At 60.5% G+C, this 19992-nt stretch carries 16 protein-coding genes; 10 read left to right on the forward strand and 6 right to left on the reverse strand.

Annotated elements, in window-relative coordinates:
* Positions 1–135: 135 nt before the first annotated feature.
* On the forward strand, positions 136–894 hold the full coding sequence (locus tag ACSOSP_RS15145) for an aquaporin (RefSeq protein WP_455307905.1): 759 nt from the start codon (positions 136–138) through the stop codon (positions 892–894).
* Positions 895–906: 12 nt separating this feature from the next.
* Positions 907–4686, forward strand: coding sequence for an ATP-binding protein (locus ACSOSP_RS15150; RefSeq protein ID WP_455307907.1), 3780 nt, complete (start codon positions 907–909; stop codon positions 4684–4686).
* Positions 4687–4783: 97 nt separating this feature from the next.
* Here ACSOSP_RS15150 and ACSOSP_RS15155 read toward each other — a convergent pair whose 3' ends face one another.
* On the reverse strand, positions 4784–5704 hold the full coding sequence (locus tag ACSOSP_RS15155) for a LysR family transcriptional regulator (protein ID WP_455307909.1): 921 nt from the start codon (positions 5702–5704) through the stop codon (positions 4784–4786).
* Positions 5705–6180: 476 nt separating this feature from the next.
* Here ACSOSP_RS15155 and ACSOSP_RS15160 point away from each other — a divergent pair, with 476 nt between their 5' ends.
* The 3 genes from ACSOSP_RS15160 (at position 6181) to ACSOSP_RS15170 (ending at position 9007) form a co-directional block, all read left to right on the forward strand.
* Positions 6181–7323: a porin gene (locus ACSOSP_RS15160; protein WP_455307911.1), complete on the forward strand. Its 1143-nt coding sequence runs from the start codon at positions 6181–6183 to the stop codon at positions 7321–7323.
* A 242-nt stretch (positions 7324–7565) separates the two neighbouring features.
* On the forward strand, positions 7566–7973 hold the full coding sequence (locus tag ACSOSP_RS15165) for a CHRD domain-containing protein (protein ID WP_455310981.1): 408 nt from the start codon (positions 7566–7568) through the stop codon (positions 7971–7973).
* Positions 7974–8071: 98 nt separating this feature from the next.
* On the forward strand, positions 8072–9007 hold the full coding sequence (locus ACSOSP_RS15170; protein WP_455307913.1) for an alpha/beta hydrolase: 936 nt from the start codon (positions 8072–8074) through the stop codon (positions 9005–9007).
* Positions 9008–9011: 4 nt separating this feature from the next.
* On the opposite strand, the gene ACSOSP_RS15175 is transcribed toward ACSOSP_RS15170, so the two are convergent.
* On the reverse strand, positions 9012–9854 hold the full coding sequence (locus ACSOSP_RS15175) for an EcsC family protein (protein ID WP_455307915.1): 843 nt from the start codon (positions 9852–9854) through the stop codon (positions 9012–9014).
* 107 nt (positions 9855–9961) lie between these two features.
* On the opposite strand from ACSOSP_RS15175, the gene ACSOSP_RS15180 reads away from it, so the two are divergent.
* Positions 9962–11560, forward strand: coding sequence for an MDR family MFS transporter (locus ACSOSP_RS15180; RefSeq protein WP_455307917.1), 1599 nt, complete (start codon positions 9962–9964; stop codon positions 11558–11560).
* 110 nt (positions 11561–11670) lie between these two features.
* Positions 11671–12153: a MarR family winged helix-turn-helix transcriptional regulator gene (locus ACSOSP_RS15185; RefSeq protein ID WP_455310982.1), complete on the forward strand. Its 483-nt coding sequence runs from the start codon at positions 11671–11673 to the stop codon at positions 12151–12153.
* On the opposite strand, the gene ACSOSP_RS15190 is transcribed toward ACSOSP_RS15185, so the two are convergent.
* A complete protein-coding gene (locus tag ACSOSP_RS15190) occupies positions 12150–13424 on the reverse strand; it encodes an amino acid deaminase (protein ID WP_455307919.1) in 1275 nt (424 codons plus the stop codon). The genes ACSOSP_RS15185 and ACSOSP_RS15190 overlap by 4 nt on opposite strands.
* A gap of 149 nt (positions 13425–13573) precedes the next feature.
* Here ACSOSP_RS15190 and ACSOSP_RS15195 point away from each other — a divergent pair, with 149 nt between their 5' ends.
* Genes ACSOSP_RS15195 through ACSOSP_RS15205 form a run of 3 tightly spaced genes read left to right on the forward strand, consistent with a single transcriptional unit; the run spans position 13574 to position 16409 of the window.
* On the forward strand, positions 13574–14485 hold the full coding sequence (locus ACSOSP_RS15195; RefSeq protein WP_455307921.1) for a MurR/RpiR family transcriptional regulator: 912 nt from the start codon (positions 13574–13576) through the stop codon (positions 14483–14485).
* 42 nt (positions 14486–14527) lie between these two features.
* Complete coding sequence (locus ACSOSP_RS15200; protein ID WP_455307923.1) at positions 14528–16009, forward strand: N-acyl-D-amino-acid deacylase family protein; 1482 nt, start codon at positions 14528–14530, stop codon at positions 16007–16009.
* A 19-nt stretch (positions 16010–16028) separates the two neighbouring features.
* Entirely contained in the window at positions 16029–16409 is a 381-nt protein-coding gene (locus tag ACSOSP_RS15205) for a RidA family protein (RefSeq protein WP_455307925.1), read from the forward strand.
* 55 nt (positions 16410–16464) lie between these two features.
* Here ACSOSP_RS15205 and queF read toward each other — a convergent pair whose 3' ends face one another.
* Genes queF through ilvA form a run of 3 tightly spaced genes read right to left on the reverse strand, consistent with a single transcriptional unit; the run spans position 16465 to position 19731 of the window.
* Positions 16465–17295: an NADPH-dependent 7-cyano-7-deazaguanine reductase QueF gene (gene queF / locus ACSOSP_RS15210; RefSeq protein ID WP_455307927.1), complete on the reverse strand. Its 831-nt coding sequence runs from the start codon at positions 17293–17295 to the stop codon at positions 16465–16467.
* A complete protein-coding gene (locus ACSOSP_RS15215; protein WP_455307929.1) occupies positions 17292–18200 on the reverse strand; it encodes a 5'-nucleotidase in 909 nt (302 codons plus the stop codon). Before ACSOSP_RS15215 ends, queF begins: the two co-directional genes overlap by 4 nt.
* A gap of 7 nt (positions 18201–18207) precedes the next feature.
* Positions 18208–19731: a threonine ammonia-lyase, biosynthetic gene (gene ilvA, locus ACSOSP_RS15220; protein ID WP_455307931.1), complete on the reverse strand. Its 1524-nt coding sequence runs from the start codon at positions 19729–19731 to the stop codon at positions 18208–18210.
* Positions 19732–19992: the final 261 nt, after the last annotated feature.

Here is a 19992-nt window from a genome sequence, read left to right on the forward strand (position 1 = left end):
ATGCTCTGATTAAATCTAGACGCCTTTCACTCCAGACTTAAACGCTTTACTTTGCCAACGTGCGTGATCCAGACGAACTTTTCTGTTCGGTCGGGCGTGTGTCGGCCGAGGGCGAATTTCAGACGGGGTGACGGCATGTTCAGGAAACTGATAGGCGAGTGCGTGGGAAGCTTTTCGCTTGTCTTCTTCGGCTGCGGAAGCACCGCACTGGCGAGTGGTTATTTTCGCCCTGACCTGGGGCTTGTTTGCCAGGCTGTAGCCTTCGGCCTTGCGGCAACCACGCTTGTCTACATCCTACGTCCCGTTTGCGCCGCTCATTTCAATCCCGCGGTCACGGTCGGGTTCGCGATTGCCAACCGGTTTCCCGTGCGCGACCTCCTCCCGACCATAGCCGCTCAGGTTGGGGGAGCGACCGCCGGCGCCTGGCTCTTATATATCGTTGCGAGCGCCCGCCCGGGAATCCCGCCCGATCTCATCGCGTTCGGCGCCAATGGTTACGGGGCTCATTCGCCCGCCGGATACCAGATGCACGCCGCGCTGATCGTCGAGGCGCTGATGACCTTCGTGTTCGTCCTTGTGACTCTCTCGGTCGCGTCCGGCAGACACCCGCGTTTCAATAGCGCGGTGCTAATCGGGCTGTCGCTGACGCTGTGTTCGCTGCTCGCCATTCCGGTGACAAACGCGTCGATGAACCCGGCCCGCTCCACCGGCGCCGCGCTCGTGGCCGGTGGTTGGGCGCTCGATCAGCTCTGGCTTTTTTGGGCGGCGCCGCTTGCGGGCGGCGTGTTGGCAGGTCTCTTCCATCCCATTCTCCAGCGCAGCGCAACGAGCAAGAGCGAGTCAATTGCGCGCGTCGGCCGTATCGACGGCGGGTTTGATAAACAGGTGTCGTAAGGACCGCACATCATGTTTCCTCCCTCCCTCCTCCGCCTGGTTCGCTTGATGACGCTGTTTGTGCTCGTATGCGCAGCATCGAGCGTTTCGGCTGATCCTATGCGTGTCGAACGCGCGAAGCAAATCAAGCAAGACTATTCGGCCCTGATCCGCGACGAATCCCAAGTTCGCCGCCCAGAACCCATGCACGAAGGCGCGGGTCCCGAACAATCGCAGACGCTGAGCCTGAGCGACGACGAACGCGCCTATTTGCACTCGTTGCCGCGTCTTGCTCTGGGCGTCGACACCAGTTGGGCGCCGTTCACCTATGTGGATTCCAGCGGCGAGCCGAGTGGAATCGCAATGGCATACACGGCGTATTTATCGAAGGCGCTCCATATCGATTTCGAGCGGCGTGTGTATCCGAATTGGGCCGGTGTGGTGCATGCGTTTGCTCGCGGCCAGGTTGACATGGTCACGACTACCGAGCGCGAGACGCCGCGTCTTGCCGGAGGGATTCCGACCGGATCGGTAGCGGACCTTCCATTGGTGGTCGTCGGGCGGCTGGATGAGCCGGCGATAATGGATCTCGGAGAGGTGTCGGCTCGGCGTATTGTCGTGACGGCGCGTCTGGCGGCTAGCGGGCGGCCCGGCAATGTGCCGCGGGACGCGAAGCTTGTCGTTGCGCCGAACCTCAATGCCGCGCTCGACCGGGTGTCCCGAGGCGAGGCGGATCTGCTCGTCGGCGATCTCGTCGCCGTTGATATTGCACTCTCTACGCGTTATGAAGATGACCTCAAGATCGTCGGAATGGCCGGCGAGTTCGAGCACCTGGGCTTTGCGTTGCGTCCGGAGTTCAGCCGGCTTGTGCCGCTGATCGACCGTGCGCTGCGCGCCATGCCGGCAGCCGATAAACAGCGCATTCGCGCCGCACGTCAGGCCGCGTTCGACCCGCCGTCGGGCGGCTGGAGTGTCACCGCCATGCGGCTGTTGCCGGCATTGATTGCTATTGGCGTGGTGCTGGGGGTCACGTTGCGCGCGTTCGTCCTCCTCCAGCGTGAAATGGCAAAGCGCGTGGAAACGGAGCAGCGCCTCGCTACGCAACTCAGTTTTCAGCAGACCATGATGGAAGTCGTGCCGTATCCGCTGGTCGCGAAGGATCGGGAGAACCGGTATATAGCGGTGAATCGTGCGTTCGAAAAGACGCTCGGGCTGAAACGCGAGGACATCATAGGACGCACGACGCTCGAGGTTGAATCGTGGGGACCCGAGAACAGCCGGCGCCTGCATGATCTCGCGCGCATGAGTATCACGCACGGGCGGCGCGAGCAGGTCGAAATCGACTTTCTCGATTGCGACGGCGCGCCGCGCCACGGGCTCTTCTGGAGCGGCGCATTTACAGCGGCGAATGGGGCCATGGCGGGCGTCGTCGGTACGATGATCGACATCACGGATATCCGCGACGCTGAAATGCGTGCGCGCGAAAACGAACGCCGCCTGCACGACGTCACCCGCTCGCTGCCGGCGGTCGTGTTTCAGTTGCGGCGCGCGAAGGATGGGTCGTACAGCTTCCCGTACATCGGTGGCGATACGCGTCATTTATTCGGCGTCGATCTTGCGACGCTCGGCCACGATCTGGCGGCGGGCTTATCGCTGATTCACGCCGACGACAAGCGCAGTGTGCTCGACTCGATCGAACGTTCGGCGTTCACGCTCGAACCGGTGCACAAGGAGTTTCGCTCGATTGTCGACGAGGGCCGCCGCTGGATTCGTGCGGAACTCGTGGCGCACCGTGAGGCGGATGACGTGGTGGTCTGGAACGGCTATTGGGTCGATGCCAGTGTTGAGCGTGCACGCGCTGACGAACTCGCCGCGGCGCGCGATGCTGCCGAAGCGGCCTCACGCGCCAAGGACGATTTTCTCGCGATGATGAGCCACGAGATTCGTACGCCCATGAACGGCGTGCTCGGATTGGTGGAAGTCTTCGAGAACACACCGCTCAATCCTGACCAGTCGCAGATGCTCGGCATGATCCAGGATTCGGCAAGCGCGTTGCTGCAGATTCTCGACGACCTGCTCGACTATTCGAAGATCGAGGCCGGGCGTCTCACTATCGAGTCGATGCCGATCGACCTGCGTGAACTGGTCGATAACGCCGTTGGTCTGCTCGCAGGACGAGCGCATGAAAAAGGCTTGCGGGTGCGGGTGGATGTTTCGCCGGGAATTGCCGCGAGCTTGCGCGGCGACAGCGTGCGGCTGCGGCAAGTGCTGTTCAACCTGCTAAGCAATGCCATCAAGTTCACGATGAAAGGCGAAGTCGCTCTCTCGGTGAATCTGGTGGATGGCACGCACGGCACGCATGGCACGCAGACCGTGGAACTGGTCGTGGAAGATACCGGCATCGGCATTGCGGCCGACGCGCAGGCAAGCCTGTTCGAGCCGTTCGTGCAGGCGGAATCGTCCACTACACGCCGCTTCGGCGGCACGGGCCTCGGCCTGACAATCTGTCACAAGCTGGTCGAACTGATGAGTGGCACGCTGGAGCTGCAAAGCCAGGTGGGTGTGGGCACGCGAATGATCGTGCGGCTCGACATGCCGGTAGAAACGGCGAACTATCAGATCGACGGCATGCGGGGCAAGAGCGGAATTATTGCTATCGACGATCAGCGCGTGGCGCGCGCGCTGGTTGACTATGGTCAGGCGCTCGGCCTCAATCTGACGATCCGGTCTCGCGATGACGTGGCGCTGCGTGATCCGCATACCTTCGACGGCGTCGATCTCGTGTTTCTCAGCGAAACGCATCCGGAAGCGCTGCCGCTGAAAACGCGTGTCATTCACGTCACGGAAAAACCGAAGCCTACGGGCTATCGCATTCTCGACAACGACATTCGCGTAAGCGTCAATCCGATCTCCTGGCGCGGCCTCGGCGCCGCATGCATGGCCGCGTTGACGGGGTTGCCGCAGCTCGTTTCGCGTGCGACGCGCATCGATACGAACAGCGAGCCTCCTGACCGCGAGCGCGCACTTCGCACGGGACGGCTTGTGCTCGTCGCGGAAGATCATCCGGTGAACCAGGCGCTGATCCGGCATCAACTGGCGCTGCTTGGTTTCGCGTGCGACGTGGTGCCGGATGGTGTCGAAGCGCTCGCAGCACTCAGGCACACACACTATGGCTTTCTCATCACCGACTGCCACATGCCGAACATGACCGGGTATGAACTGGCGCGGCGCGTGCGCGCGAGCGAGTTGGGGTTGTCGAAGAGATTGCCGATCCTGGGCATTACCGCGAGCACCGCGCCCGAGGAGTTGTCCATGTGCCGAGAAGCGGGCATGGACGACTGCTTCGTCAAGCCTACGCGGCTCGTCACGTTGCGTGACCATTTGAATCGATGGCGTGTCATGGACAGCGGATCAGCGGGATCGGAACCGGTTGTTGTCGAGGAACAGGATATTGAGACATTCGACGCAGAAAACGACGAGATCGATCTGGACTACATGACGCAACTCTGGGGCAGCGAGACCACGGTCAAGGCGTTGCTCGACGCGTTCGTGTCGTCGTTCCGCGATGATCTCGACACGCTCAGAGCCCTGCTCGATGGCGGTAGCGTGGCGCAGTTGCGCGAGTGGCACCATCGAGTGATCGGAGCGGCTAGTGTCTTGCAGTATCGGCCGTTGCAGATTGCGCTCGATAACTTCCGGCATGATTCCGTCGATAAACCCGATGCCCTTCGACGCGAAGATGGCGCGGCGCTGATCGTGCGCTGCGAGGCTTTGCTTGAGCATATCAAGGCGCAATGCTCGGAAATGGCATGATGTTGGCGGACTAAGGCACAGCCAACAAAACGGGCCGATTCCAACGCAAGTTGGAATCGGCCCGTTTTTGTTCGTCGTACTGGTGTTTTCAAGCCCTTTAAAACAGTGCGTTCATCGCCGAGTCCCTCCTGAAATGCGCGAGCGCGAAATCAACAAACGAACGGGTTTTCGCGGATACGTGACGGCGTCCTGGATACACCAGCGACACTTCCTTGTCCGCGTTACTGACCACGTAGTCAGTGAGCAAACGCACGAGCGCACCGTGCTGAAGGTCGTCCGCGACATGGCTCTCCGGCAGGGCGGTGACACCCATTCCGGACAGCGCGGCTTGTTGAAGCATTTGCGAATTGTTGACCGTGTAATCCGGATCGATGACGATATCTTCGTCCTCGCCTGCCGGGCCCGTGAACGACCACGTGGACCCGTGTATATCCGCTGACGGTGACAGGAACGCGTGGGCGGCAAGATCCGCGGGCCTCAGCGGGACGCCGTGTTTCGCGAGGTAATCCGGAGCGGCCACAATAACCGGCGTCACCTTGAACAAAGGGCGGTTGATCAACGTGCCGCTATTCACCATGCGCGGCACGACAATACCGACATCGAAACCTTCATCCACGAGATCCACCGGCCGATGCAGCAGCGTGAGACGCAACTTCACGTTGGGAAACGCCTCGCGATACTCGCACAACAGCGGCGTGAGTCCGAACAAGGAGAACGACGCCGATGCCACGAGCTTCAGCGTGCCGGAGGGATCGAACGAAGTTTGCGACACGGTCGATTCAATCGTCTCGACCTGTTCTATCACTGCCCGGCAGCCTTCGGCGTACGACGCGCCGGCTTCAGTGAGCGATACGCTTCGCGTCGTGCGGTTGAGCAGTCGCGTATTGAGATGCGCTTCGAGCAACGCGACGTAACGCGTAATCACAGCGTTCGATAACTCTAGCGCAGCCGCGGCCCGGCCGAACGACCCGGTTTCAGCGACCTTCACGAAAACGCGCATGGCTTGAAGATGATTCATTGACCGACCGATGAACAAAGAGTCGCCCCGTGTATGTCACGCCTCGGGGCTGAAAAGACACGGGTGAGGGCGGTCTTTCTCAAGTCTCCCACTCGCGTGCGCGATGCTAATGCGGTGGGGTTATCGATGAAATAGGAATCGGACGAAAGCCGATCAAAGTGCACATGTGTCGTGCGGTTGCGACTGTCGCAACTCTGCAACGGGTGCGACTAATTAGGTATCCGGATGTTAATTAGAGATAGCTCGAATGCCTGACGGATCAAGCGGTTGAGCAAAAGGAAACCCTATTTTTCGACTTTTTCGAAAAGCCTTTTGTGTGTGTCTTGATGGTTCGGTTAAAAGCCAGCGCCCTAAACTTTGTTTCAGCCGAATCACGGTGTCCGGTGAAGGCCGGAAACGAGTCGCCTTGATGTCACGCAGGAAGGCGTCGCGTTATGCAACCAGTCGAGTCGTCAGACTCATTAAAGGGATCACACATGAAAAAGACTCTGATCGTCGCGGCCGTTGCCGCTTCTTTTGCGACCGCCGCAAATGCGCAGAGCAGCGTTACGCTGTACGGCCTTATCGATGCCGGCTTCACCTATGTGAACAACGAAGTTGCTTCGAACGTTGCCAAGGGCAGCGCTGCAGCATTCCGCCTGTCGAGCGGCAACATCAACGGTAGCCGTTGGGGCCTGAGGGGCACGGAAGACCTCGGCGGCGGCATGAAGGCAATCTTCACGTTGGAAAGCGGTTTCAGCATGGGCGATGGTTCGGCGCTTCAAGGTGGCCGTGAGTTCGGTCGTCAGGCATTCGCCGGTATCTCGACGGCCCAGTTCGGCACGGTAACGCTTGGTCGCCAGTATGACTCCCTGGTCGACTATCTCGCGCCGATGACGGCTACCGGCAGCTGGGGTGGTACGTACTTCGCGCATCCGTTCGACAACGACAACGCGAACAACTCGTTCCGCGTCAATAACTCGGTCAAGTACCAGAGCGCGAACTACTCGGGCCTCACGTTTGGCGGCCTCTACGGCTTCTCGAACCAGGCTGGCGGATTCGCTAACAATCGTGCTTACAGCGCTGGCGCACAATACGCAAACGGCCCGTTCAAGATTGCAGCGGCTTACCTGCAACTGCAAAACCCTACCACTAACGCTGCAGGTGCGATGACGGATGCCGGCGCCACGGCAAACACTTTGACCAAGCTGACGGGCGCGGCGGTCCAGACGCAACGCACGTACGGTGTTGGCGCGAACTACGCGATCGGTCCGGTGACGGTTGGCGGTGCATGGACGCAAAGCCGCTTCCAGTTCGCGGTGGGCGATTCCACAGCGCGCTTCAACAACTATGAAGTGAATGCACGTTATGCACTGACGCCGGCATTGGCACTTGGCGCCGCGTACACGTACACCGATGTGAAGGGTTACACCACGGGGCCGAACAACAACGACCACATGAAGTTCCATCAATTCGGTTTGCAGACGGACTACGCGTTGTCGAAGCGCACGGATATCTACGCGGAAGGCATCGTTCAGTTGGGTAAGCAAGGTGCTGAAGCGCAGGTTTATGGCACGAACGCTGTTTCGGCACACGGCAACCAAGTGGTGGTATCGACGGGTCTGCGTCACCGCTTCTAAATTGCTGAAGGTTTGACGTAGTAACAAAGGTAGTAGCGAAAAGGCGCCTCGCGGCGCCTTTTCGCATTTCCAGCCGGGATCGGCCACCCGGATTCACGGGCAAAGGCTTGACACGCAAAATGCACTACTATGGCGCGACGATGAGCAGACGACTCGTCCACTCGTCAGTCACCCAGGGGAGAGCAAACATGTTCACGAGATTCAGTCTGCGTAACAGTGTGTTGGGTTTGAGCGTTGTGTTGATGTCGTCCGTTGCGTCAATAGCGTCGAGCCCGGCTTTCGCCGATACCGTCGCTTTGCAAGCGAACCTGCAACCGTCGAGTGAAGTGCCGCCGCGCGTAAGCAAGGGGCATGGGGTGCTGAAAGCCACCTTTGACACTACGTCCAAGACACTGCAGTGGAGCGTGACGTACGCCGATTTGTCGGGTCCCGCGACCATGGCCCATTTCCACGGCCCCGCGCCCGTGGGACAGAACGCGAAAGTGCAGGTTGCTATCGACAAGAACGCGCTGCCCAGTCCTATCAGCGGACAGGCCACGCTTTCCGAGCAACAGGCGACCGACCTCATGGCCGGCCAGTACTACTTCAACATCCATACCGAGCAGAACCCGACAGGGGAAATTCGCGGGCAGGTCATGCCGGCGAACTGAACCCATCCGGCCAATCGTGCGGCTTTTGGGATACGCTGCCTGGCACACGGCTTCCCGGGCGATCGTATGATCGACGTTTGCCCAAAACAGGAGTCGCGATGAGTTGGCAGAGTGCGCTGACGTGCTGGGCTTTACGGCGCTGGACGCGTCCCGAGACGGCGAAGCCGGGCATTGATGTCGCACGCGCACGCGCGATGACGTCAAGACGCGTGTGGTCACCGAAAGCCCCCGCCGGGTGGCAACTCGTTGAGCGGTACGGCGAGCATGACGCGCCGTTGCGTGGTGAGTGGCTGACGCCCGAGAAGCCGTCTGATGTGACGATGCTCTATCTACACGGAGGCGGCTATTACTTCTGCTCGCCCGCTACGCATCGCGGCATCGTTTTCCCATTCGCCAAGCGCTCAGGTGCACGCACTTTTTCCCTCGACTACCGGCTGGCGCCTGAACACCCGTTTCCCGCCGCACTGGATGACGCGTTGGCAGCATATCGAAGGCTGGTGGCCGATGGTGTATCGCCAGCGCGTTTGGTCATTGCCGGAGATTCGGCCGGCGGCGGCCTCGCACTGGCCACGCTGCTCGCTTTACGCGATGCCGGCGATCCGCTCCCCGCAGGCGCCGTGATGTTTTCACCATGGACGGACCTGGCGGCGACCGGCGCGTCGATCACGACCAACGAGGGCCGCGATCCCATGTTCCACGGCAGGGCGTTTGCGCCGGCGGGGAAGCTTTATGCGGCAGAAACCGACGTGCGTCATCCGTACGTGTCGCCGCTATATGGACGGCTCGACGGACTGCCGCCGCTATTTTTCCAGGTCGGCGATACCGAAGTGTTGTTCGACGATTCCACGCGCGCAGCAGAGAAAGCGCGCGCGGCGGGCGTGAGCGTGGAGCTCAACATCTGGCCGAAGATGCCGCACGTCTTTCAGATGTTCGCGCCGTTCATGCCGGAGGCAAACCGCGCGCTGGAGCAGGCGGCGGCGTTCGTGCATCGCGTGACAGCTGCGCAAGCCGTGGAAACTCCGTACACAAGCTAGCGGTTCACTTCCCGCTCGCTATATCGATGGTCTGAAACGCGCGCTCGACCGCCAGTTGCCCATATTGGCGCTCCAGCCGGCGCACCGTGAAATGCCCGTGCGCCATCTGCTGGAAGTGATCCATGAAGACTGTGTTGACCATGGCGCCCAGCACTGCGCCAATTGCCGGAATGGACTTGGCGGCGACTTGTTCGCTCACCTGCACCGAAAACCGCGACGCCACCGTCTGCAAGAACTTGAGCAGTGCGGTCGATCCGTGTCCGCTCAAACCCTTCGACGCAATCTCGCTCGTCGCCTTCGATACCGACTGCGCCAAGGTCCCGCGCACGATGAAATAGCCGATATCGGCGTTGTCGTCGCTCGAACTCGGCCCGCCCATGCCGAGCACCATCAGGCATTGCAACTGCGTTTCGATCAGATGCACGTCTTCGCCCTCGCTGCGCGCAATGTCGCAAATGGAGCGAAACATCAGCGTGGTGGTGACAGGCAATTCCACCGGCAGCGCGAACAGCCCAAACGCGCCGCCAGCCGCGCCGGTAGTTGCGACGGCCAGTTTGTGCATCAGGTTATGCGGCTTTTCGGGCGGCAGGACGACGCCGTCGATGGTGCTTTTACTCAGCGTGCGCAACGCGAGTTGCAGGCATTTCTTCAGTGCGGCCTGAGTCGCATCGTCGATTTTTTCCTGCGCGACGGTCGGCATTTTCGCCATCAGCTTCTCGATGGGCGAGCCGACCAGGCTCGCCAGTTTCATCGTGAGCGACGGGCTTTCCAGCGCTTCCTTGGCGCGGCGCAAGGAAGCAAGATCTTCCTGCGATAGAGGCGAAGCGGCGATTGGCGTCGGTTCCATGGCGAATTTTGTAAAGGGTTGAGAAGGCGTCTGGCCTCAGATTAGAGCCTTTCACCGTGCTATGATTCCCGTTCTGTTGACAAGTCAATCATTGCGGTATCAAAAAAATGGCCGTTCATACTGCCGAGCATCACTCCGCAGGACAAGTGCTCCCGTTTCGCGAATCGCTGATGGCGATGCTGGGCGTCTGCTTCGTGACCATGCTGGTCGCGCTCGATCAAACCGTGGTCGGGACGGCATTGCCGACCATCGTCGCAGAACTCAGGGGTTTTGACCTCTACGCCTGGGTCGCCACTTCATACTTGCTCACGTCTGTCATCACCGTGCCTATTTTCGGCCGGCTCGGCGACTATTACGGCCGCAAGCCATTCGTGATCGCGTCAATCGTCGTGTTCACCGTTGCATCCGCGCTTTGCGGCCTCGCCAACAACATGCTGTTCCTCGTGCTTGCACGCGGCCTTCAGGGTATTGGCGGCGGCATGCTGGTCGGCACTGCGTTTGCCTGCATCGCCGATCTCTTTCCTGACTCCGTCGTGCGCCTTCGCTGGCAAGTGATGATGAGTTCGGCGTTCGGTATTGCGAACGCGGTCGGTCCGTCGCTTGGCGGGATTCTGACTCAATACTACGGCTGGCGCTCCGTGTTCTACGTGAATCTGCCCGTCGGCCTGCTATCGGTGTTTTTCGTCTGGCGTTTCCTGCCGCATCTTCGACACGTCAAGCATGAAGGCAAGATGCGTCTCGACTGGCCGGGCGCGGGCCTGATCGCGATTGCGCTCGGTTCGCTGCAACTGTTTGTCGAAATGTTGCCGAAGCACGGCTTGTCGGCGGAGTCGCTGATGTTGCTGGTTGTGAGCGTTGCGTCCGGTTTCGCGCTCTGGAAGTGGGAACGGCGCTGCGATTACGCCATTCTTCCCGTCGATATGTTCCGCAACAAGAGTCTGTCCGCGCTCTTCACGCTGGCGATACTCGGCGGTTTCTCGATGTTTTCGCTGCTGTTTTACGCGCCGCTGCTGTTCCAGGGCGGTTTTGGGATGTCGCCGAAAGACGCCGGTCTCATGATCACGCCGCTGGTGGTGTTCATCACGATCGGCAGTATCGTGAACGGCCGGATCGTGACGCGCGTGAAGAATCCCAACGCCATGTTGTTCGTCGGTTTCGCGCTGCTCGCGGTCGCGTGTCTTGGCGTGGTGATCGCCACGCGCTCAATGCCGCGCCCGCTGTTGATGGTGTTCATGGTGCTGGGCGGAATGGGGCTGGGTTTTGTCATGCCGAACCTCACCGTGTTCGCGCAGTTGACCGCGGGACGCGAGCATCTGGGGATTGCGACGGCGCTGCTGCAGTCGCTGCGCATGATTGGCGGGATGATCGGCACGGCGCTGACGGGCACGCTGATCGGCCATCTGTATGCGAGCGGCGTGCAACTCGCACTCGATAAAGACAACGCCACTCACTGGCTCAGCGACCTGAGCGATCCGCAGATCCTGATCAACCATGACGCGCAGACCACGTTGCTTTCGCAACTCGCGAACGCCGGTCATAACGGCGCGATGCTGCTTGAATCAGCGCGCGAATCCCTGGTTGCGGCTATCCACATCGGTTTGGCGGTGGCGGCGCTGGTGGCGGTACTGGCTGTGTGGCAATCGCGTCGCGTACCGACAGTGCGTTTGAAGGGCGCGAAAATCGAACCGTCGATAGTGGCCGAATGAGTTCGATATCGGAAACCAAGGGCGCCGCGGGCACCACGGCCGCGAACGACACGCAAACGCGCAACACTGAAGCAACCAGCATTAAAGCGGTCAGCCGGGAATCAACCAGCATGGACGAAACGGAACGTATTGCCTTCATACACCAGTTCGGGCGCACTTATCGTGTGTTCATGCAGGCGTTCGAGTCGCAGGTCGGTCATCCGATGCCGCGCTGGCGTATCCTGCTCGCGCTGCATGAGCACGCGGGCGAGTTGTCGCAGAAGCGGCTGGTGGAGCGGTTGCGCGTGGACCCGGGCGCGCTCACGCGGCAACTGAAAACGCTGGAGACGCTGGGCTGGATTGCGCGCAGTGTCGACCAGCGCGACAACCGGGTATCGAACGTGATTCTCACCGATGCCGGCCGAGCCGTGACCGAAGCCGGCATGCCGCGCCGCAACGAGTTCCTTCACGAGACGCTGTCGACGCTTCCCGACGATGCCGTCGAAGCGCTCTCCGACGCGTTGCGCGCGCTGGAGCAACGGATTCAGGAAGTGGCCGCGGGAACGGCCGAGGCCAGCGGCACGGACAGTGCCGCTCTTCCCGACGAAGCTTAAAACGACGTTTCGATCACTTCCTTCACGCGATATTTCGTATCGACGACCAGGATCTGGCGCCATTTGTCGAACGTGAGGCAGGGGTGCGAGATGTCGAACGCGATCATGTCGCCGACCTTGATGTCGTCGCCCGGCTTGATCCGCAGGTAGGCGTGCTGATCCATCATGCCGAAGATCTCCCAGCCTTCATCCGCTTCGATATCGCGCGGCCATTGCGTGCCGGGACGGAAGTGGCGCGCGGGTTCGGGCATGCCGGAGTCGAACGCGGCATCGCGTTTTCCCAAGCCGATGATCACGCGATCCGGCTCCGGAATCGACTGCACGTAGGCCCACAATTGCAGCGCCGGCTTCAACCCTTCGCCCATCTTTTTCGCGATCGGATTGCGCGCGAAAATTTCGTTCTGCGCTTTCTTGTACACACCCACGTCGTGCGTCAGGTAACAGCCTGGACGCAAGATCACTTCGATTGCATCGCTATTCGCTTTGGCGAATTCATCGGCGACGACGTCGTACCACGCCGATCCCGCGCCCGACAGAATGGCCGGCTTGCGTTCAATCTTGCCGTCGGCGACCAGCTTGCGCGTGACGTCGACCGCGTTCTGCAGAAACGTTCGTACCTTCGATTCGTCCTGCAAAACACCTTCATATATTTCGACGCCCGTGAGCTTCACGGCATCGGGCCAGCGTGCAATGGCTGCCAGCACCGCGTCGCGCTGTGCGTCGTCGCGAATACCGGTCCGGCCGCCCGCCACACCGAGTTCGAGCAGCACGTTCACGTGCTTGTTCACATCGCTGAAAAACGCGCCGAGCTGATCGACGTTGTCCGCCGAATCCACGAGGCAATGGAACTCGAAACCGGGATCGGTCAGCAGCTCCGCGATCATGCCCATGTTGCGCTTGCCGACCAGCTGGTTTGCCATCAGCACGCGGTACACACCGCCTCGATACGCCGCGCGCACCTGATGCGCGGTCGCGAGCGTAATGCCCCACGCGCCGGCGTCCAGTTGGCGACGGAACAATTGCGGCGCCATGGTCGTCTTGCCGTGCGGCGCGAGCTTCACGCCGTATTCGGCCACGAAGGCCTGCATCCACTTCAGGTTGTGCTCGATCCGGTCCGCGTACAGCACGGCGGCCGGCAGGCTCACGTCCTCGTCCAGCAGATTCCAGTCAAGGCGCGCGGCATCCACCAGATGCACGCTGACGCCCGGCACCATGCCCAGACCCTTGCCGAAAGGGTCGATTGTCGCGCTTTGATAGTTTGTAACTTTCATGTGCTGCTACTCCATCGTTCGTTTGTATAGAGTCAGGGGCTTGTTTTGCTGTGTCCGATGCAATATCGAGATTGACTCTACAATGGTACAGAAAGTACGATGCCTGAGAAATTGTTATTTAGTACCACGTTTGCTTAAAAAGGGTCTCGATGAACGTTTCGTCCGAACCGGCCGCCTTTGACATCGTCGCCCGGATTGCCGAGCGCGCGCCGGAATTGCGTTCGGCGGAACGGAAGGTCGCGGCGCTCATTCTCGACGATTTGACCGGTGCATCGCGTGCCAGCATCGGCGCGCTCGCAAAAAAAGCCGAGGTCAGCATTGCGACCGTGACGCGCTTTGCGAAGGCGGTCGGATGCCAGGACGTGCGCGAGCTCAAATTGCGGCTGGCGCAGGCGGCGGCGGTCGGTCAACGGTTCTTGCGCGGTGCTTCGTACGATGAAACCGATATTGAGGACCCCGCCGATTCACTCGCCGCCCGTATTTTCGACGATATCCATACTACGCTTGCGCACAATCGCGGTGCGCTCCGAGCGGCGCCGATTGCCGCCGCCGCCGATGCGCTCGCCGATGCGCAGATGATCTACGTCTTCGGCATGGGCGGTGGATCGACCGCGTTAGCCGATGAAATGCGCTTTCGGCTGGTCCGGCTGGGGCGGCCGGTGGCGTCGTATCAGGATGGATTGCTGCAGCGGATGGTCGCCGCCACGCTTTCGCGAGAGCATGTCGTGGTGGCGTTATCGGTGACGGGGCAGACGCCTGAAATGGTGGAGAGCTGCCGGATCGCGCGGGAATATGGCGCGCGCGTGATTGCACTGACCGCGCCCGCGTCGCCGTTGGCGCAACTGGCCGACTGGCTGATTCCGATCATCGCGAACGAAACGGATTTTATCTACAAGCCATCGACGTCCCGCTACGCCATGTTGATGGCGCTCGACCTGCTGGTCACCGAACTGGCCGTGAAGCAGGGCGAGACGAGCCGCGAGCTTTTGCGGCGCATGAAACACGCGCTGGATGCTTATCGGGGCGGCGGTGGGGACGAACGGCAGCCGTTGGGCGATTGATCTGCGCTTGGAAAAACGCACGGATATTCAGGAGATAAAAGCATGGCATCGGATGGAGAACACGTCGATACGCTGATCAAAGGCGCGCGGATGATCGACGGAACGGGCGCGCCGGCAGTTCAGCGCGATGTGGCCGTGAGGGATGGCCGGATTGTCGCGATCGGCGAGCTGAGCGGGTGGACGGCGGAGAACGTCGTTGAGGCTGAAGGGCGAGTGCTGGCGCCGGGTTTTATCGATGTCCATACGCACGACGATACCCACGTGATCCGCTCGCCGCAGATGCTGCCGAAGATATCGCAGGGCGTGACGACAGTGATTGTCGGCAATTGCGGGATTAGCGCGTCGCCGGTGACGCTGAAAGGCGAACCACCCGATCCGATGAACCTGCTCGGCGCTCAGGGCGACTTCCAGTACCCGACGTTCGCCGCTTATATCGATGCGGTGAATGAGGCGCGGCCGGCCGTGAATGTGGGCGCGTTGATCGGGCACACGGCGTTGCGCAACAACCATATGGATCGGCTGGATCGCGGGGCTTCATCGGCGGAAATCGATGGCATGCGGGCTCAGCTGGAAGAAGCGTTGGCGCATGGCGCGCTTGGATTGAGCAGCGGTCTTGCCTATGGTTCTGCGTTCAGCGCACCGCCGGAAGAAGTGATGGCGCTGGCCGAGCCTTTGGCCAACGCGGGCGCGCTGTACACCACGCACATGCGCACCGAATTCGATGCAATTCTCGATGCAATGGACGAGGCGTATCGCGTGGGCAAACACGCGCGTATTCCCGTCGTGATTTCGCATTTGAAGTGCGCGGGGCCATCGAACTGGGGTCGCAGCGTCGAGGTGTTGAAGTCGCTTGAAAACACGCGGGAAGGGCAGCCGGTCGGGTGCGATTGTTATCCGTACAACCGGAGTTCATCGACGCTCGATTTGAAGCAGGTTACCGGCGATATCGACATCACGATTACGTGGTCGGAACCGCATCCGGAGATGGCCGGCAAGCTGATTTCGGCCGTGGCCGCCGAGTGGAACGTGACGCAGCAGGAGGCGGGCAAGCGCTTGCAGCCGGCGGGCGCGGTGTATCACAACATGTCGGAGGACGATGTGCGGCGAATCCTGTCGCATCCGGCGACCATGGTTGGTTCAGATGGTTTGCCCAACGACCCGTTGCCGCATCCGCGCTTGTGGGGCGCGTTTCCGCGGGTGCTCGGGCATTACGCGCGCGACACGTCGCTGGTGCCGCTCGAGGAAGCGGTGCGGAAGATGACGGGGTTATCGGCGCGGCGGTTTGGGTTGTCGGAGCGCGGTCAGATTCAGGTGGGATATCACGCGGATCTGGTGCTCTTCGATGCCGACAAGGTCATAGATACCGCGACGTTTGCCGAACCTAGGCAAACGGCTGACGGGATCGATGCGGTTTGGGTGAATGGGGTGCTGTCGTATCTCGATGGCGCCGTGACGGGATTGAGAGCGGGACATTTTGTGGCGCGTGGCGAGGGTTCCAGACTCGATGCGCTTGGGCACTTTTGATTAACGTTGAGGATAGGCAATGAAACGATATGGCGTAGAAGGCGGAAAGGGGCAGGGCGGCGCGGTCATGCCGTTTTCGCGGGCGGTTGAAGCGGATGGATGGCTGTATGTTTCAGGCCAGACGCCGATGGAAAATGGCGAAGTGATCGAGGGCGGAATCGTGGCCCAATCGCATAAGGCGATTCAGAATGTTTTCGCGATTTTGAAGGAAGCCGGGTATGGCGCGGAGCATGTGGTTCGTTGCGGCGTATGGCTTGATGATCCGCGCGACTTCGCTTCGTTTAACAAGGTCTTCAAAGAGTACTTCGGTGAACATCCGCCGGCGCGCGCTTGCGTGGTTTCATCGATGGTGATCGATTGCAAGGTTGAAGTGGATTGCGTGGCTTATAAGAAGGCTTAAGGCCGATTGGTTCGCGCCGGTGGCCGGTCAAATGCCGGCACCGGCGCGAATGCTTTTATTGCCGCGCAAGCCGTGCGTTATCCGGCAATGGCAGATTAAAGTTGGTCCGGAACGGATTGATATCCAGTCCGCCGCGCCGTGTGTATCGCGCATAAACGGCAAGACGTTCCGGTTTGCATTCACGCATCACATCGAGAAATATCTGTTCGACGCATTGCTCGTGAAACCCGGTATGTTCGCGATAAGAAATGATATATCGCAGCAATCCAGCGTGATCAATTGGCACACCGACATAACGAATCTGCACGCTGCCCCAATCCGGTTGCCCGGTCACGGGGCAATTCGATTTCAGCAAGTTCGAAAACAGCGTCTCATCAACCGGCGATTCGCCAAAAGACGCGCGCAGCAACGAAGGATCTGGAGCATAAACATCGGTATCGAGATCCAGCCGATCCAGCGACAAACTCTCAAACTCTTCCATCTTGAGCTTCACGCCAAACTCATACGGCGGGACAAGCTGAACAGACACGTTCGCGCCGCACACCGCGGAAACATCCTTGCGAATGGCTGCACGAACCTCGTCGATAGACTCAAAAGCCGTCTGCGAGAAAGATCCCAGATACAGCTTGAATGACTTCGACTCAACGATATTCGGCGAATCCGCCGGCACGATGAACGTCGCTACCGCGATCTGCGGTTTGCCTTTCTTGTTCAGCCACGAAAGCTCATAGGCATTCCAGATATCGGTGCCGAAGAACGGCAGCGGACCCGTGAGCCCAAGCGCTTCACGTCCCTGCTTGCGGCCGATAGGAAAAAGCAGCGCCGGATCGTACTGTTCGCTGTAGTGGACCGGCTTGCCAAGGGAGGACTGTTCGGGCGTATTCATGATGATGCGTTCGATATGCCACTCGGAACGTGCCCCGTCGCCGTCACGACGCGGGCCGACTCGCAATGGCCAATTTGGTCGTCGAAGAAAAAGTCGGGTTCGAACTGGCCAAGGAACGGGCCTTTGTTCAATCCACCGAGGAACATCGCTTCGTCGATTTCAATGTTCCAGGCCATCAACGTCCGGATCGCCCGTTCGTGCGCGGGCGCCGATCGCGCGGTGACAAGCGCCGTGCGAATGCGCATTCGCGTGGTGTCGTGGCTGAGTTTTTGCAGCTTGTGAAGCGCTTCCAGCAACGGTTTCAACGGTCCGTTCGCCAGCGCCAGATCCTTCTTGCCGACTTCATGTTCCACAAATGCCGGCAAACCCCGCGCCTGGAACACTTGCTCGGCTTCATCGGAGAAAAGCACGGCATCGCCGTCGAAAGCTATGCGTATCTCGTCAGGATACCGGCTCGCGGCAAGCGGCGCTCGCGGCACGACCGTCGCGGCGGGAAAGCCGGCGGCGAGGGCATCGCGGACATCGGCGGAATTGGCGGACAGAAACAGCGACGCCCGGAACGGCTCCAGATAACCGAACGGCGACTCGCCACGCGTGAACACGCCGCGCTCGATCGCGAGGCCGTGTTCCTTGCACGAACTGAACGCGCGCAAACCGCTGATAGGATCGCTGCGCGACAGGATCACGCCTTCCACGCGCCGTTCGCCATCCACGTTCAATGCGAGCAGCTTCTCGACCAGCGAGAACGCGATGCCGGGTTTGGCCGGCACATGAAGCCGCGAACGCTGCAGCGCTTCGTATTCACGCAAGTCACCGGCTTCGTAGACTTCGTTCTCTTCTTCGAAGTCGAACAGCGCCCGCGATGAAATCGCGACCACGAGCTTGTCTTCCAGCGTGAATGCCATCCGCGCGTCAGGCGAGGAACAGCTTGTAGACGGGGTTCGCGCCTTCGTCCCACCACTGATAACCCAAGGTGGCGAGGAATTGCCCGAACTCGACGTTCTCCGATGCCGGCACTTGAACGCCAACGAGAATCGAGCTCGTATCCGCGCCCTGGTTCCGATAGTGGAACAGGCTGATATTCCAGTTCGGCGCCATCGACGAGAGGAATTTCATCAGCGCGCCCGGACGCTCCGGAAACTCGAAACGCAGCAGGCGTTCGTCCTGCGCGAGCGGCGAATGGCCGCCCACCATGTAGCGGATATGTTGCTTCGAGAGCTCGTCGTGGCTGAGATCGACCGTAGCAAACCCGTGTTCGATAAACGCATTCGCCATCTGCACCGCTTCGCCGCGCGTCTTGATCTGCACGCCGACGAAGATATGCGCGGCGTTGGCATCGGCGATCCGGTAGTTGAACTCGGTCACGCTGCGTGTGCCGACCAGCTCGCAGAACCGCTTGAAACTGCCGCGTTCTTCGGGAATGGTCACCGCGAACACCGCCTCGCGCGCTTCACCCACTTCAGCGCGCTCGGCGACAAAACGCATGCGGTCGAAGTTCATGTTCGCGCCGGACGTCACGGCGACCAGCGTCTGCGCTTCCAGCCCGTCGCGTTCGGCGTATAGCTTTGCACCCGCGACCGCCAACGCGCCCGACGGTTCCAGCACGCTGCGCGTGTCCTGGAAGACGTCCTTGATCGCGGCGCAGAGGGCGTCGGTATCGACGGTAATGACTTCATCGAGCAGCTCGCGGCACAGCCGGAACGTTTCTTCGCCAACGAGTTTCACCGCTGTGCCGTCAGCAAACAGTCCGACTTCGGCCAGCGTGACGCGCTCGCCGGCTTCAATGGATTGCTTCATCGCGCATGAATCGATGGCTTGCACGCCGATCACGCGGATCTCCGGGCGCACCGCTTTGACATAAGCCGCGACGCCTGCCGCGAGACCGCCGCCGCCGATGGGGACGAAAATCGCGTGGATCGGGCCTTGATGCTGGCGCAGGATTTCCATCGCGACGGTGCCCTGGCCGGCGATGACATCGGGGTCATCGAAAGGATGCACAAAGGTCAGGCCGCGTTCTTCCTGCAACTTCACGGCATGCCCGTACGCGTCGCTATAGGATTCGCCGTGCTGGACGATCTCCACGGTCGGACCGCCGAACGCGCGCATGGCGTCGATCTTGACCTGCGGCGTGGTGACCGGCACGACGATCACCGCCTTGCAGCCGAGCCGCGTGGCTGAATACGCGACGCCCTGAGCATGATTTCCCGCCGATGCCGTAATCACGCCGCGTGCGAGCACGTCGGCGGAAAGCTGCACCATCTTGTTGTACGCGCCGCGAATCTTGAACGAGAACACCGGCTGGTTGTCTTCACGCTTCAGGTAGACCGAGTTGTGCAGCCGCGCGGACAAATTGCGCGCGGGTTCGAGCTCGCTTTCGCGGGCGACATCGTAGACGCGCGCCGTCAGGACTTTCTTGAGGTAATCGGGGTGTGTCATTCCGGAGCCGTTCGCGCGGTCAGGGTGCGCGCCATTTTGAGAGCGAAAACGTCAATGATAGCTCAGGGTTTCGCCGGCGCTTCGGTCCGGGTGGCTTTGCTTCGCGCTCAGGTCCAACTCAACTGTGCCAACCACCGGATTCCGCCTGCATGCGCTTTTCGCCAAAACCGTCAAAGATTGTTGCAATTAAGCGTGCGCTGCGTACGGCGTTCTATTCTTGATATGAATGTACGAACACCCGATGTTCCAGTCCTCGAGGCT

Source organism: Caballeronia sp. KNU42, assembly GCF_053760385.1.

What these genes read in the sequence shown, in the direction of transcription:
- ACSOSP_RS15155 (WP_455307909.1), bottom strand. Translation starts at nt 5,704, where the DNA reads ATGAATCATCTTCAAGCCATGCGCGTTTTCGTGAAGGTCGCTGAAACC.
- ACSOSP_RS15185 (WP_455310982.1), top strand. Translation starts at nt 11,671, where the DNA reads ATGGACGAAACGGAACGTATTGCCTTCATACACCAGTTCGGGCGCACT.
- ACSOSP_RS15145 (WP_455307905.1), top strand. Translation starts at nt 136, where the DNA reads ATGTTCAGGAAACTGATAGGCGAGTGCGTGGGAAGCTTTTCGCTTGTC.
- ACSOSP_RS15175 (WP_455307915.1), bottom strand. Translation starts at nt 9,854, where the DNA reads ATGGAACCGACGCCAATCGCCGCTTCGCCTCTATCGCAGGAAGATCTT.
- ACSOSP_RS15170 (WP_455307913.1), top strand. Translation starts at nt 8,072, where the DNA reads ATGAGTTGGCAGAGTGCGCTGACGTGCTGGGCTTTACGGCGCTGGACG.
- ilvA (WP_455307931.1), bottom strand. Translation starts at nt 19,731, where the DNA reads ATGACACACCCCGATTACCTCAAGAAAGTCCTGACGGCGCGCGTCTAC.
- ACSOSP_RS15190 (WP_455307919.1), bottom strand. Translation starts at nt 13,424, where the DNA reads ATGAAAGTTACAAACTATCAAAGCGCGACAATCGACCCTTTCGGCAAG.
- ACSOSP_RS15180 (WP_455307917.1), top strand. Translation starts at nt 9,962, where the DNA reads ATGGCCGTTCATACTGCCGAGCATCACTCCGCAGGACAAGTGCTCCCG.
- ACSOSP_RS15200 (WP_455307923.1), top strand. Translation starts at nt 14,528, where the DNA reads ATGGCATCGGATGGAGAACACGTCGATACGCTGATCAAAGGCGCGCGG.
- ACSOSP_RS15150 (WP_455307907.1), top strand. Translation starts at nt 907, where the DNA reads ATGTTTCCTCCCTCCCTCCTCCGCCTGGTTCGCTTGATGACGCTGTTT.
- queF (WP_455307927.1), bottom strand. Translation starts at nt 17,295, where the DNA reads ATGAATACGCCCGAACAGTCCTCCCTTGGCAAGCCGGTCCACTACAGC.
- ACSOSP_RS15215 (WP_455307929.1), bottom strand. Translation starts at nt 18,200, where the DNA reads ATGGCATTCACGCTGGAAGACAAGCTCGTGGTCGCGATTTCATCGCGG.
- ACSOSP_RS15195 (WP_455307921.1), top strand. Translation starts at nt 13,574, where the DNA reads ATGAACGTTTCGTCCGAACCGGCCGCCTTTGACATCGTCGCCCGGATT.
- ACSOSP_RS15160 (WP_455307911.1), top strand. Translation starts at nt 6,181, where the DNA reads ATGAAAAAGACTCTGATCGTCGCGGCCGTTGCCGCTTCTTTTGCGACC.
- ACSOSP_RS15165 (WP_455310981.1), top strand. Translation starts at nt 7,566, where the DNA reads ATGTCGTCCGTTGCGTCAATAGCGTCGAGCCCGGCTTTCGCCGATACC.
- ACSOSP_RS15205 (WP_455307925.1), top strand. Translation starts at nt 16,029, where the DNA reads ATGAAACGATATGGCGTAGAAGGCGGAAAGGGGCAGGGCGGCGCGGTC.